This window comes from Azotobacter bryophylli (assembly GCF_042643485.1).
In the GTDB taxonomy this organism is placed as follows: domain Bacteria; phylum Pseudomonadota; class Gammaproteobacteria; order Pseudomonadales; family Pseudomonadaceae; genus Azotobacter; species Azotobacter bryophylli.
The window spans coordinates 84,492-96,866 of record NZ_JBHRSJ010000035.1 but is presented as its reverse complement, the minus strand read 5'-3'; the positions used below and the strand labels follow the sequence as shown (position 1 = coordinate 96,866).

The following is a 12,375-nucleotide window of genomic DNA, read 5'->3' as shown; positions in this document are numbered from 1 at the left end:
CATAAACAGGCCGATATCGCCACCAAAAGTAGCGGTTTGGTTGAGATGCCTCAATAACTGCAGCGGTCGTTCTCAGCAACTCGCGCCTTCATAGTCAACGGTCAAACTCGTTGCCATGGACGGCCCCGCCCAGTGCGGGGCTTCTTTTATCTACTGAACCCCCTCAAATCCCTGAGACTCTCGTGCCCTGCAATCATGTAGGCATGAACGAAGCCATCCCCACACTCCTCGACAACACCGCCGCCCTCGACATCCCGGCGGTGCTGCTCGACTACCAGAAGAACTGGATCGGCCTGCGCTCGCCGCTCAAGGTGGCCGAGAAGAGCCGCCGGATCGGCCTGACCTGGGCCGAGGCCGCCGACAACGTACTGGTGGCCGCCGCCAGCCGCGAGGCCAAGGGGCAGACTGTCTACTACCTGGGCTACAACCAGGACATGACGGTGGAGTACATCCAGGCGTGCGCCATGTGGGCGCGGGCCTTTAACTACGCCGCCAGCGAGATCGAGGAAGGCATCTGGCCGGACGAAGATCCGGACAAGCACATCAAGACCTACACCATCGCGTTCCCCTCGGGCTTTCGCATCGTCGCCCTGACCAGCCGACCGTCCAACCTGCGCGGCCGCCAGGGCGTGGTGGTGATCGACGAGGCGGCCTTCCATCAGGACCTCAAGGAGCTACTGAAGGCCGCCTTGGCCCTGCTGATCTGGGGCGGCGAGGTGCACGTCATCAGCACCCACGACGGCACCGACAACCCCTTCAACGAGCTGATCGAGGAGATCCGCGCCGGCAAGCGCAAGGGCCTGCTGTTCCGCTGCACCTTCAAGGAAGCCGTCGCCGACGGCCTGTACCGGCGCGTCTGCATGCGCAAGGGCATCCCCTGGACCGCCGAGGAAGAAGCCGGCTGGGTGCAGGACGTCTACGACTTCTACGGCGACGCCGCCGAGGAGGAGCTGGACTGCGTACCCAGCCAGGGCGGCGGCGCCTACCTCTCCCTGGCGCTGCTCGAGCAGCGGGCCAGCCGTGACGTTCCGGTGTTGCGTCTGGCCTACCCGCAGGGTTACGAGACCATCGCCGAGCACCTGCGCCTGGCCGACTCGCTGTCTTGGTGCGAGCGCGAGCTGCTGCCTCTTCTGGAGGCCCTGCCGCGCGAGGCGCGCAGCTTCTACGGCATGGACTTCGGCCGCAGCGGCGACCTGTCGGTGATCGTGCCGCTGCTCCAGGAGCAGGACCTGCGCCGCCGCCAGCCGTTCCAGGTGGAGCTGCGCAACGTACCGTTCAAGCAGCAGGAGCAGATCCTCTTCTATCTCGTCGATCGCCTGCCCGGCTTCCTCGGCGGCAAGAACGACGCCCGCGGCAACGGCCAGGCGATCGCCGAGGCCGCCGCGGTGAAATACGGCCATACCCGCATCGAGCAGGTGATGCTCAGCGAGGGCTGGTATCGGGACAACATGCCGCCGTTCAAGGCCGCCCTGGAAGACGGCACCCTCTACGACCTGCCGGCCGACAAGGACACCCTCGACGATTACCGCGCCCTCAAGGTCATCAAGGGCGTGCCGCGCGTGCCGGACAGCCGCACCACCGAGAAGACCGGCGGCAAGCGTCACGGCGACGCCGCCGTGGCCGGCGTGCTGGCCTACGCCGCCAGCCGCAGCCCGGCCGCCCCCATCGAATACACCCCCGCGCCGCCGCGCGGCGACCGCTGGGCCGCCGGCCACGACGATCAGCCTGGCGCCTGGCATGGCGCCTGGTAGGAGGAGTAACACCCATGGCAATCGTAGACATCCACGGCCGCCCCTTCGCGCAGCAGACCCTGCGCGAGCAGCAGACCGCGCGTCTGTCCCAGCTGCAGCAGGAGTGGGCCGAGCATCCCTCCAGCGGCCTGACCCCGCCACGCCTGGCGACCATTCTCAAGGCCGCCGAGCAGGGCGACATCAGGGCCCAGTGCGAGCTGTTCGAGGACATGGAAGAGAAAGACGCCCACCTGCTGGCCGAGATCGGCAAGCGCCGCCGCGCGCTGACCACCGTGGACTGGCAGGTGGTACCGCCGCGCAACCCATCCGCCGCCGAACAGGCTGAGGCCGGCTGGCTCAACGAGCTACTGCAGGATCTGCCCGACTTCGAGGACCTGCTGTTCGACCTGCTCGATGCCATCGGCAAGGGCTTCTCCGCCATCGAGCTGGGTTGGGAACGCTACGGCAACGAATGGCTGCCTGCGGCCTTCAACCATCGTCCGGCCTCCTGGTTCCAGTTGGATCAACCCACCCGCACCGAGCTGCGTCTGCGTAACGGCAGCCTGGACGGCGAGCCCCTGCAGCCGTTCGGCTGGATCGTCCACCAGCACAAGGCCAAGAGCGGCTACGTCGCCCGCGGCGGGCTGTTCCGGGTGCTGGCCTGGCCGTATCTGTTCAAGAACTACGCCGTGCGCGACCTGGCCGAATTCCTGGAGATCTACGGTCTGCCGGTACGCCTGGGCCAGTACCCGGCCGGGGCCACCCCGGACGAGAAGGCCACCCTGCTGCGCGCGGTAGTCAACATCGGCCACAACGCCGCCGGCATCATCCCTGATGGCATGGCCATCGACTTCAAGGAGGCGGCCAAGGGCACCCACGATCCGTTCGACTGGATGGTGCAGTGGGCCGAGAAGTCGATGTCCAAGGCCATCCTCGGCGGCACCCTGACCAGCCAGGCCGACGGCGCCAGCAGCACCAACGCCCTGGGCCAGGTGCACAACGAGGTGCGCCACGACCTGCTCAAGGCCGATGCCAAACAGGTCGCCACGACCCTGCGCCAGTACTTGCTCTATCCCCTCCTGGTGCTCAACAAGGGCGGCGAACGCGACCCACGCCGACTGCCACGTTTCCAGTTCGACCTGGTCGAGCCCGAGGACATGGGCACCTATGCCGAGGCGCTGCCCAAGCTGGTCGAGGCCGGCCTGCAGATCCCCGTCGCCTGGGCCCACGACAAGCTGCGCATTCCATTGCCGGGCAAGGATGACGCGATACTTGGCACAATCGCCACGCCTGCGCCGCTCCCCGCCGCGGCGAAGACGGCGGCGCTGAAGGTCGCGGCGCCGGCCGACCCACTGGACGATCTAGCCGAGCAGTTGGCCGGCGACTGGCAGCCGGTAGCCACCATGGTCGAGCCGGTCCAGCAGTTGCTCGCCAGTTGCAAAAGCATCGAGGAGTTCCGCGATCGCCTGCCGGAGCTGATCCCGCAGCTGGATGCAGGGCAGCTCACCGAGCTGATCGCCGAAGGCCTGTTCGCCGCCACCCTCGCCGGCCGCACCGGAGCCGTCTGATGATAGAGCTGCGCGCCCTGCCACCCGAGGAGGCCGTCGCCTACTTCCGCCAGAAGGGCTATGCCATCGGCTTCGACTACAGGGATGTCTGGCAGGCCCAGCACCAGGCCGCCTTCACCGTGGCCAAGGTGATGCAGCTGGATCTGCTCCAAGACATCCGCGCCGAAGTGGATCGTGCGCTAGCCGAAGGCACCACCCTGCGCGAGTTCCAGCAGCGCCTCATCCCGACCCTGCAGACTAAGGGCTGGTGGGGCCGCCAGGAGCGCCTCGATCCGCTCACTGGCAAAGTGCGTGAGGTCCAGCTGGGCAGCCCGCGAAGGCTCAAGACCATCTACGACACCAACCTGCGTACCGCCCATAGCGAGGGGCAGTGGCAGCGCATCCAGGAGCGTAAGGAAGCCTTCCCCTATCTGCAGTACGACGGCGCCAACTCCGAGCATCCGCGCCTGCAGCACAAGGCATGGGACGGCTTGGTGCTGCCGGTAGACGATCCTTTCTGGCAGGCTCACCTGCCGGTCAAGGAGTGGGGCTGCAAGTGCCGAGTCATCCCCATGACCCGAGGCCAGTTGCAACGTCAGGGCCTCGAAGTCGGCAAGTCGCCGAAGGTGCCGACTGCGCCGTACGTCAACGCCCGTACCGGCGAGATCCAGCAGGTTCCCCTCGGGGTACACCCGGCATTCAATTACCCGCCGGGAACCCGACGGGCCAGCCTCAACCGCCACCTGGTAGAGAAGCTGGAAGCGGTACCGCCCGCGCTGGCCCGTGCCGCCATCGCCAACCTGGTGCAGGGGCCGGCCTTCGGCGACTGGTACCGCAAGCCGGCGGGGGCGTTCCCGCTGGCCTATCTGGCGAAAGAGGTGGCCGAACGCCTGGGCGCCAGAACCCAGCTGGTGGCGCTGTCCGAGGACAGCCTGGCAAAGCAGCGCAAGCATCACCCGGAGATCGTCCAGGACGAGTACGCGATGGTGCAGGCGACGATTGACCGGGGAATGGAGGTGCCGGGCAATCAAGCCAATACCACCGTCTATGTGCTTGATGAGGAGGATGGCTACGTCACCGTGCTCAAGGTGACGCGCGAAGGCAAGGAGATCTACTTGACCAGCCTGCGCCGGCTGAGTCGCGACCAGGTGAAGCGCGAGGAAGAAATTCAGCGCTTGCTGAAGAAGATAAGGAAGGAGTGAGGCAGACGGTGGGGCCTCCCGTTCCGACCAAGGTCGGCAACCCCACATAGCCATCCGCAGCAAGCTGCGTCGTACGGCAGGGAGAGTTTCACCGTGTCACGTCCGCCCGCTTGCAGCTTAGCACAACCACTGCCTGCCTCGCCGCCGTGCCCCTATCTGAATTGATGTGCGCCCAATTCGCCTCTCAGGGAGGTTATTCCCCATAGGCAAGGCGATGGTAGATGCACGGTGATAAAGTGCCTTCACGGCGACTCTAACGCCTCTCTAACGTATTCAATTGCTAGCAGCCTACGCCTAAGGAAATTCCCGCGTGAAAGCAAACCAGTTCCTTGGCCTGCTGAAGTTCTTCCACAACCCTGAATTCATGGAAAAACTCCTTTCGGGATTCATGCATTGCCAGACTCCTGAGGTCTACAGATTGGCAGCGCAGGAAGGCAGAGGCGACAAGTTTGAAAGCTGCGTAATGTCATGGCGCAAGGACAGGGGCGATGCAGCAGGAGGCATCGAATTCACCATCAATGATCACCTCATTCCAGCCAATGATCTGCACTCCATTACTTTGCAGGATCAAGACGGAGACTCTTGGTTGAGCTGCTGGTTTACGCTGAGACTCCCGGAGAAAGAGGCAGACCTGGAACGACTCAAACAAGATCTAACACGCCTCAAGCAAGAGTTCGGAAAGCACTTCGTGTTTATACCTGCGCCCTCTACCCGGACGTTTCTGGAGCGGTTGAAGGCTGCCTCTCCTAAACCTATGTGGGCACAAGAGATCACATACGAAGAAAATAGTGTTTTGTGGTCCGCGCGCTGTAAATCTCCGGCATACAGCTATCAACGCGAGTTTCGGATTGGTTTTGGTCAATGCGAGGTACATGAGACAGAACCATATACATTTCAGGTTGAAGGCGGACTCAAGGACCTCATGTACTCGAATGTTTCTTTGCAGTTGAACCACGTCCAGACAGGAGAAATATTCTTCGAGCTGTTGGACCTATAGCACGCCCACTGAACCCCCTCAACCTGTAACCCCCTCCCACTGCCGCCGACACTGGCGGCATGAAGACCAAAGCCCTCTCCCAGACCACCGCCTTCGCCGCCTGCACCTTCGAGGTCCAGGCGGATGGCTCTGCCATCCAGCTGTTCCCGGCCGGTGCCTTCCGGGCCCGTGACGGCCGGCCGAAGGAAGTGTCGGCCTGGCTCATCGACGCAGAGATCGCCGCGCAGGTGATCGCCAAGGTCGCGGCCCGCGCCACTGACGTGGTCATCGACTACGAGCACCAGACCCTCAACAGCGCCGAGAATGGCCTGCCCGCCCCGGCGGCCGGCTGGTTCCACGCCCTGGAGTGGCGCGAAGGCTCCGGCCTGTTCGCCACCGACGTGCGCTGGACCGAACGCGCCAGGGCGATGATCGACGCTGGCGAATACCGCTACCTGTCCCCCGTCTTCAGCTACGACCCGCAAACCGGCGCGGTGCTCGATCTGCACCACGTCGGCCTCACCAACTACCCCGCTCTCGACGGCATGGCCTCTCTGCCGGCGCTGGCGGCTGCCCGTTTCGACCCGGCCGCCGCGGGCGCGGCCTCTGCAAAAGGAGCACCCCGTGTGGACAAAGAGCAACTGATCGCCCTGCTGGACCTGTCCAGCGACGCCAGCGAAGAAGACATCCAGACCGCCCTGACGGCCCTCAAGGCGGATGCCGGCAAGACCGAGGATCTGAAGCAGGCCCTGGCTGCGGCCAAGGCCGAGCACAAGCCCGACCCGGCCCAGTACGTACCGATCGACGTGGTCGAGGACCTGAAGAAGGATATCGCCGCGCTGAAGACCCATCAGGTCGCCGGCGAGGTGGAGCAACTGGTGCAGGCCGGCCTCTCCGACGGCCGCCTGCTGCCCGCCCAGGAAGGCTGGGCCCGCGAACTCGGCCAGTCCAACCTCGCCGCCCTCAAGGGCTACCTGGAGAAGACCCCGGCCATCGCCGCCCTCAAGGGCCAGCAGACCGGAGGCAAACAGCCGGACGCCCCGAGCAAGGTCGAGGAGCTGGACGCCGAGGCCCTGGCGGTGTGCAAGGCCATGGGCATCAAGCCCGACGACTACATCGCCACCTTGAAGGCGTAAGGAGCCCCCATGCCCGCCCTGACTCGTGACCGCAACACCCCGCTGAAGAACGCCGAGGTCATCGCCGTGCTGGCTGCGGCCGGCGCCGTGATCCATGCCGGCGCCATCGTGGTGGCTAATGCCTCCGGCTTCGCCGCCCCCGGTAGCACCGCCCTCGACCTGACCTATATCGGCCGCGCAGAGGAAGCCATCGACAACACCGGCGGTGCCGACGGTGCCGCCAACGTCCTGGTGCGACGCAGCAACGCCTTCAAGTGGGGCAACGACGGCAGCATCGCCCAGGCCCACCTGATGAAGACCGCCTACATCGTCGACGACCAGACCCTCGCCGCCACCGATGGCGCCGGAACCCGTTCCGCGGCCGGAACCATCGTCGGTATCGACGCCGATGGCGTCTGGATCGAATAACCCAGGAGACCTTCCCATGCTGGTGAACAAGCAAGCCCTCTCGGCGATCTTCGTCTCGCTGAAGACCATCTTCAACAATGCCTTCCAGGCGGCCCCGTCCACCTGGCAGAAGATCGCCATGAAGGTGCCGAGCACCTCCGGGCAGAACGACTACGCCTGGCTCTCCAACTTCCCGAAGATGCGCCGCTGGATCGGTGCCAAGCAGGTCAAGAGTCTAGAGGCCTACAAGTACCCGGTGGTCAACGAGGACTTCGAGGCCACCGTCGAGGTCGACCGCAACCACATCGAGGACGACCAGCTCGGCATCTACCAGCCCCAAGCGCAGATGGCCGGATTCTCGGCCGCGCAGCTGCCGGACGAGATCGTCTATGAAGCGGTGAACAAGAGCTTCACCACCCCCTGCTACGACGGCCAGTACTTCTTCGACACCGACCACCCGGTAGGCGGCGTTTCCGTCAGCAACAAGGGTACTGCTCCACTCTCCAACGCCACCCTGGCCGCCGCCCAGGCCGGCTATGGTGCGGCGCGCTCCGCCATGAAGAAGTTCAAGGACGAGGACGGCCGCTCGCTGAACATCCTGCCCAACGTACTGCTGGTCGGCCCGGCGCTGGAAGACACCGCACGGATGCTGCTGACCAACGACAAGCTGGCCGACGACACCCCCAATCCCTACAAGGGCACCGCCGAACTGGTGGTGGATGCGCGCATCGAGTCGGACACCGCCTGGTTCCTGCTCGACACCAGCAAGCCGGTCAAGCCCTTCGTCTACCAGGAGCGCAAAGCCCCGGTGTTCGTCCAGCAGACCAATCCGGAAGCCGAGGACGTGTTCACCCTCCGGAAGTACAAGTTCGGCGCCGAGGCCCGTGCTGCGGGGGGCTACGGCTTCTGGCAGATGGCCTACGGCTCGACCGGTACCGGCGCGTAAGGAGCGATGACCATGGCCAAGACCACAGCCAAAGGCGCGCCTATTTCCCAGACGCGCCGCGGGATCTTCGTGCGCAGCCTGCCGCCGACCTTCCGGCGCGCCGGCCTGCAGTTCACCCACGACGGCCACGCCCTGCTGCTCGATGACCTGAGCGAGGCGCAGATCGAGGCCATCGCCGAGGAGCCGCTGCTCAGCGTGCGCCCCTGCGAGTTCCCGGCCAGCGCCTTCGACGACGTGCCGTTCGACGAGCAGGCTGCCGACGGTGCCAAAGATCCCGCCAACTCGGAGGCTGACGCCTGATGTACGCCAGCGCCGCCCAACTGCTCGCCCGCTACAGCGACGAGGAGATCGCCCAGCGCGCCGACGCCAGCCTGCCGCCGATGGTCGACGGCACGTTGCTGAGCGCGGCAGCCAGCGGAGCCGACCTCACGGGCTACACCGCCGAGGAACAGGCCGCCGCCACGGCGGCGCTGGCCAAGGTGGCGGCTGCCCTGGAAGACGCCCGGCAGACCATCGACAGCTACCTGGGCGGCCGCTATCAGCTGCCGCTCACCAACGCGCCTGAAGTGCTGGAGCGCATCGCCTGTCAGCTGGCCCGCTACTTCCTCTACGACGACGCCGCCACCGAGCAGATCGCCACCCTCTACAAGGACAGCATCAAGTTCCTGGAGAGCGTGGCCACCGGCAAGGTGCAGCTCGGCCCGACGTCCGGCGGCGCTACCGCGCAGCCATCGGCCGGCGCCGAGATGATCAGCGGCGGCCTGGTGTTCGGCCGAGACAACAGCCGAGGGTTCATCTGATGGCCGTGAGCATTCGCATCGACTCCAACCTGCCGCAGGTGGAGCGTCTGTTCAAGGCCATCCGCCAGCTGGGAGCCAATCCGCAGCCGGTCCTGCAGGACATCGCCTTTCTCGGCGAGAACAGCACCCGCGCCCGCTTCCGCTCCCAGACCAGCCCCGATGGCCAGCGCTGGAAGCCGAGCCTGCGGGCACAACTCTCCGGCGGCAAGACACTGACCAAGGACGGACACCTGGGCGACTCGATCGCCAGCCAGGCGGACGACCAGGAAGCCGCCTGGGGTACGAACCGCGTCTATGCCGCCATCCACCAGTTCGGCGGCATCGTCCGTGCCAAGGGATCGGGCGGCCTGCGCTTCAACATCCCCGGCATCGGCTGGCGGAACAAGCGCCAGGTGCAGATCACGGCGAGGCCGTTCCTCGGTCTGTCCGATAACGACCGCCAGGACATCCTCGACCTGGTCAGCGACCACCTGAGCAATCTGATCCGCCGCTCGGCGCCGGGAGGTGCCTGATGCTCGGCGATCTGGAAACCCAACTGATCGAGCTGCTCAAGGCCAGCCCCCTGGGCTCGCGCCTGCGGGTGGTCGATAGCCTGCCGGACACCCCGGACGAGGATCTGGTCAAGCGCTGGGGCCTGGACGCGCCGGCGGCTTACGTGGTGGCCGGCGACGGCACCCTGAGCCAGGCGATCGCCAGCCCGCAGTTCGTGGTGGTGCTGGTCGCGCGCAACGCTCGCGGCCACCAGGCCGCCCGGCGCGGCGACGGCAAGACCATCGGCCTCTACGAGATGCTCGATGCCGGCATCGCCGAGCTGCACGGCGGCGAGACCCAGGATGCCAGTTGGCAGGTCACCCGCTACCAGTTCCTCCAGGACATCGACCTGCGCGATCAGGGGCTGCAAGCCGCCCTGCTGCTGATCCAGGCTGACGTTGACCCGCCGCAGAAGGATGCGATGGCGCTGGGCGACTTCCTGGAATTCCACGCCGACTACGACCTGGTCCCCCTCGCCAGCGATGCCGATCACCGGCGCTGGGCCGACGAGGACCATGCCGAGCCGGCACCCGATCTGCACTCGCACATCAACCCGCAGGAGGGGACATGAGCCAATCCGTTTACCTGGTGCCCGCCGAGGGCCTGAAAGTGCGCGACCCACAGGGCGGCCACCTCAAGCCGGAAGGCCGGCCGGTGGTGCTCGACGGTTACTGGCGCCGTCGTCTGGCCGATGCGTCCGTGAAACTCGGCGCCCCGCCGAAAGCCGCCAAGCCGGCGGTCAGCAAGGAGTAATAGAGCATGGCCGAGAACGTCAGCTTCAACGAGATCCCGGACAACATCCGTGTACCCGGCATCTACATCGAGATCGACCCGAGCAAGGCGGTCAGTGGTGGCGCCGTCATGGAGCGTCGCCTGTTGCTGGTCGGCCAGCGCCTGGCCGCCGGCACCGTCGCGGCCCTGACTCCGGTACGCCTGGGCAGCCAGGCCGGCGACCAGGCTGCCCAGGCCTTCGGCCAGGGCAGCATGCTCCACGCCATGGCCGGTGCCGCCCGCAAGGCCGACGAATACGTGGATATCTGGGCGATCGCCCTGGACGACGATGCCGCCGGAGCCAGCGCGACCGGCAGCCTCACCTTCGGCGGCACGCCGCTGGCCAACGGCACCCTGGCGTTGTACATCGGCGGCGCCCTGGTGCGCATCGCCGTCATCGCCGCCGAAACCCCGGAAACCCTGGCCACCCGCCTGGCCGACACCATCAACGCCGATGTCGACCTGCCGGTGACCGCCAGCGCTGCTCTGGGCGTGGTCACGCTCACCAGCCGCTGGAAGGGCGAGACCGGCAACGATCTGGATCTGCGCCTCAACTACTACGGCGAGCAGACCCCGGCCGGGCTGACCGTAGCCATCGCCGCTATGGTCGGCGGTACCGCCAACCCGGAGGTGGCAGCGGTGCTCGATGCCATCGCCGGCCAGCAGTACTACAGCATCGTCTGCCCCTACCTGGACGGCCCCAACCTGACTGCGTTGGAAACGGAAATGGTCGATCGCTTCGGCCCCATGGAGGTGCTCACCGGCCACGTCTTCAACGCCAAGGTCGGCAACCATGCCACGCTGAGCACCTGGGGCAGTGCGCGCAATTCGCCCCACGTCAGCACCCTCGGCCTCTACGACATGCCCACCGCACCCTGGGTGGCGGCTGCCGTCTGGGCCACCGTGGCCGAGTCCTCGGGCGCCAACGATCCCGCCCGGCCGTTCCGCTCTCTGGCCCTGCCCGGCGTGTTGCCGCCGCCGGAAAAGAATCGCTTCACCCGGGCCGAGCGCAATCTGCTGCTGTTCGACGGCATCAGCACCTTCACCGTCGACCAGGGCGGCACGGTGCTGATCGAGACCATCATCACCAACTACCAGACCAACAGCTTCGGCCTGCCCGACATCGCCCTGCTGCGTCTGGAAACCAAGTGGACGGCCGACCTGATCCGCTACCGCTTCAATGCCGCGGTGGCCCGCGAGTACCCGCGCCACAAGCTGGGCGATAAGGCCATTCCCGGCCAGGCCATGGCCACCCCGACCACCGTGCGCGCCACCCTGATCGCCGAAGCCGTCCGCCTGGCCGACCAGGACGGACTGATCGAGGACATCGAAGGCTTCAAGCGCGACCTGATCATCAAGCGCTCCACCCAGAACCCCAACCGCATGAACGCCGTGCTGACGCCGAACCTGGTCAACCAGTTCGACATCTTCGCCGCGGCCGTTCAGTACCGACTGTAAGGAGGCCCCATGAAGCACCACGGCCGCGCCACCCTCACCTACAACGGCAAACGCCTGAAGAGCAAGGAAGGCGCCACCCTCAACCTGGGCGGCACCGCGCGCACCCCGGAGCCTCTGGACGACGGCACCGTGGGTTACTACGAGACCACAGCGGCTCCGGAGCTGAGCTGCACCGTACCGCTGACCTCGGATCTGGCCGTGCAGGAGCTGCGCGACCTGGCCGACGCCAATGTGGTGTTCGAGTCGGATACCGGCCTCTCCTGGGTCATCCGCGAAGCATTCACGGTAGATGCCGTCAGCGTCGGCCGCGAAGTTCAACTGAAATTCAGCGGCCAGCCGGCCGAGCAAATGTAAGGAGCCCCCCATGCAAGCACAAACCATCACCGGCACCCTGCCCCACGGCCTGGTCATCACCGGCACCCTCTACACCGGCTTCGAGATGCGAGAGGCCTTCCTCGCCGACATGATCGAGGCGGAGGTCGACGCCGGTGGCGCGACCAACGGCATCCACTACAGCGCCCAGCTCGCCGTGCGCCAGCTGGTCAAGGTCACCAGCGCCGACGGCCAGGAATACAAGGGGCCCTTCGTGGTGGGCATGGTCAAGAAGCGTGGTGACTTCGTCGCCCTGCGCCAGGCCCAGCTGAAGCTGGACAACTTGGGAAACGACGAGCCGAGCGTTATCGACAGCACTGGGACGCCATCCAGCTGATAGCCCTGAGACACCACTGGTCGCGCGAGGAGATCCTCGCGCTGCCGCCCCGCGAGTTCGCCCACTACCTGAGCAACCTGACCCGCAAGCATGAGTAATCGCGACCTCAACCTGGCCATGCGCATCAGTGCCGATGTCAGCCGCCTCCTGGGCGGGCTGGACAAGGGCGCAGGCGGCCTGCG

Annotated in this window: 15 protein-coding genes; all 15 read left to right on the top strand. The window is 66.0% G+C overall.

The features are described from left to right. The first annotated feature begins 203 nt into the window (after positions 1-203). The 15 genes from ACFOJE_RS19345 to ACFOJE_RS19275 all read left to right on the top strand — a co-directional run bounded on the left by ACFOJE_RS19345 (position 204) and on the right by ACFOJE_RS19275 (position 12,193). Positions 204-1,751: a hypothetical protein gene (locus tag ACFOJE_RS19345; RefSeq protein WP_377816500.1), complete on the top strand. Its 1,548-nt coding sequence runs from the start codon at positions 204-206 to the stop codon at positions 1,749-1,751. A 14-nt stretch (positions 1,752-1,765) separates the two neighbouring features. Next, positions 1,766-3,298: a DUF935 domain-containing protein gene (locus tag ACFOJE_RS19340; RefSeq protein WP_377816498.1), complete on the top strand. Its 1,533-nt coding sequence runs from the start codon at positions 1,766-1,768 to the stop codon at positions 3,296-3,298. Continuing rightward, complete coding sequence (locus ACFOJE_RS19335) at positions 3,298-4,479, top strand: phage head morphogenesis protein (protein ID WP_377816497.1); 1,182 nt, start codon at positions 3,298-3,300, stop codon at positions 4,477-4,479. The genes ACFOJE_RS19340 and ACFOJE_RS19335 overlap by 1 nt, the downstream gene beginning before the upstream one ends. 310 nt (positions 4,480-4,789) lie before the next feature. Beyond that, complete coding sequence (locus ACFOJE_RS19330) at positions 4,790-5,476, top strand: hypothetical protein (protein ID WP_377816495.1); 687 nt, start codon at positions 4,790-4,792, stop codon at positions 5,474-5,476. A 59-nt stretch (positions 5,477-5,535) separates the two neighbouring features. Next, on the top strand, positions 5,536-6,591 hold the full coding sequence (locus ACFOJE_RS19325) for a phage protease (RefSeq protein ID WP_377816493.1): 1,056 nt from the start codon (positions 5,536-5,538) through the stop codon (positions 6,589-6,591). A 9-nt stretch (positions 6,592-6,600) separates the two neighbouring features. Then, positions 6,601-6,999: a hypothetical protein gene (locus ACFOJE_RS19320; protein WP_377816491.1), complete on the top strand. Its 399-nt coding sequence runs from the start codon at positions 6,601-6,603 to the stop codon at positions 6,997-6,999. 16 nt (positions 7,000-7,015) lie between these two features. After that, the gene (locus ACFOJE_RS19315; RefSeq protein WP_377816490.1) at positions 7,016-7,924 is read left to right on the top strand and encodes a Mu-like prophage major head subunit gpT family protein; all 909 of its coding nucleotides are present in this window, start codon (positions 7,016-7,018) and stop codon (positions 7,922-7,924) included. A 12-nt stretch (positions 7,925-7,936) separates the two neighbouring features. Beyond that, entirely contained in the window at positions 7,937-8,224 is a 288-nt protein-coding gene (locus ACFOJE_RS19310) for a hypothetical protein (RefSeq protein WP_377816488.1), read from the top strand. Continuing rightward, a complete protein-coding gene (locus ACFOJE_RS19305) occupies positions 8,224-8,724 on the top strand; it encodes a gp436 family protein (RefSeq protein WP_377816486.1) in 501 nt (166 codons plus the stop codon). The genes ACFOJE_RS19310 and ACFOJE_RS19305 overlap by 1 nt, the downstream gene beginning before the upstream one ends. After that, positions 8,724-9,236, top strand: a complete 513-nt coding sequence (locus ACFOJE_RS19300) for a phage virion morphogenesis protein (RefSeq protein ID WP_377816484.1) — start codon at positions 8,724-8,726, stop codon at positions 9,234-9,236. The genes ACFOJE_RS19305 and ACFOJE_RS19300 overlap by 1 nt, the downstream gene beginning before the upstream one ends. Next, positions 9,236-9,826: a phage protein Gp37 gene (locus ACFOJE_RS19295; protein WP_377816482.1), complete on the top strand. Its 591-nt coding sequence runs from the start codon at positions 9,236-9,238 to the stop codon at positions 9,824-9,826. Before ACFOJE_RS19300 ends, ACFOJE_RS19295 begins: the two co-directional genes overlap by 1 nt. Next, positions 9,823-10,008, top strand: coding sequence for a DUF2635 domain-containing protein (locus ACFOJE_RS19290; RefSeq protein ID WP_377816480.1), 186 nt, complete (start codon positions 9,823-9,825; stop codon positions 10,006-10,008). The genes ACFOJE_RS19295 and ACFOJE_RS19290 overlap by 4 nt, the downstream gene beginning before the upstream one ends. 6 nt (positions 10,009-10,014) lie before the next feature. After that, positions 10,015-11,484, top strand: coding sequence for a phage tail sheath subtilisin-like domain-containing protein (locus tag ACFOJE_RS19285; RefSeq protein WP_377816478.1), 1,470 nt, complete (start codon positions 10,015-10,017; stop codon positions 11,482-11,484). 9 nt (positions 11,485-11,493) lie between these two features. Further along, a complete protein-coding gene (locus ACFOJE_RS19280; protein WP_377816476.1) occupies positions 11,494-11,838 on the top strand; it encodes a phage tail tube protein in 345 nt (114 codons plus the stop codon). A 10-nt stretch (positions 11,839-11,848) separates the two neighbouring features. Continuing rightward, positions 11,849-12,193: a hypothetical protein gene (locus ACFOJE_RS19275; protein WP_377816474.1), complete on the top strand. Its 345-nt coding sequence runs from the start codon at positions 11,849-11,851 to the stop codon at positions 12,191-12,193. The last annotated feature ends 182 nt before the right edge of the window (positions 12,194-12,375 follow it).

What these genes read in the sequence shown, in the direction of transcription:
- ACFOJE_RS19295 (WP_377816482.1), top strand. Translation starts at nt 9,236, where the DNA reads ATGCTCGGCGATCTGGAAACCCAACTGATCGAGCTGCTCAAGGCCAGC.
- ACFOJE_RS19275 (WP_377816474.1), top strand. Translation starts at nt 11,849, where the DNA reads ATGCAAGCACAAACCATCACCGGCACCCTGCCCCACGGCCTGGTCATC.
- ACFOJE_RS19290 (WP_377816480.1), top strand. Translation starts at nt 9,823, where the DNA reads ATGAGCCAATCCGTTTACCTGGTGCCCGCCGAGGGCCTGAAAGTGCGC.
- ACFOJE_RS19340 (WP_377816498.1), top strand. Translation starts at nt 1,766, where the DNA reads ATGGCAATCGTAGACATCCACGGCCGCCCCTTCGCGCAGCAGACCCTG.
- ACFOJE_RS19310 (WP_377816488.1), top strand. Translation starts at nt 7,937, where the DNA reads ATGGCCAAGACCACAGCCAAAGGCGCGCCTATTTCCCAGACGCGCCGC.
- ACFOJE_RS19305 (WP_377816486.1), top strand. Translation starts at nt 8,224, where the DNA reads ATGTACGCCAGCGCCGCCCAACTGCTCGCCCGCTACAGCGACGAGGAG.
- ACFOJE_RS19335 (WP_377816497.1), top strand. Translation starts at nt 3,298, where the DNA reads ATGATAGAGCTGCGCGCCCTGCCACCCGAGGAGGCCGTCGCCTACTTC.
- ACFOJE_RS19325 (WP_377816493.1), top strand. Translation starts at nt 5,536, where the DNA reads ATGAAGACCAAAGCCCTCTCCCAGACCACCGCCTTCGCCGCCTGCACC.
- ACFOJE_RS19285 (WP_377816478.1), top strand. Translation starts at nt 10,015, where the DNA reads ATGGCCGAGAACGTCAGCTTCAACGAGATCCCGGACAACATCCGTGTA.
- ACFOJE_RS19345 (WP_377816500.1), top strand. Translation starts at nt 204, where the DNA reads ATGAACGAAGCCATCCCCACACTCCTCGACAACACCGCCGCCCTCGAC.
- ACFOJE_RS19300 (WP_377816484.1), top strand. Translation starts at nt 8,724, where the DNA reads ATGGCCGTGAGCATTCGCATCGACTCCAACCTGCCGCAGGTGGAGCGT.
- ACFOJE_RS19320 (WP_377816491.1), top strand. Translation starts at nt 6,601, where the DNA reads ATGCCCGCCCTGACTCGTGACCGCAACACCCCGCTGAAGAACGCCGAG.
- ACFOJE_RS19315 (WP_377816490.1), top strand. Translation starts at nt 7,016, where the DNA reads ATGCTGGTGAACAAGCAAGCCCTCTCGGCGATCTTCGTCTCGCTGAAG.
- ACFOJE_RS19280 (WP_377816476.1), top strand. Translation starts at nt 11,494, where the DNA reads ATGAAGCACCACGGCCGCGCCACCCTCACCTACAACGGCAAACGCCTG.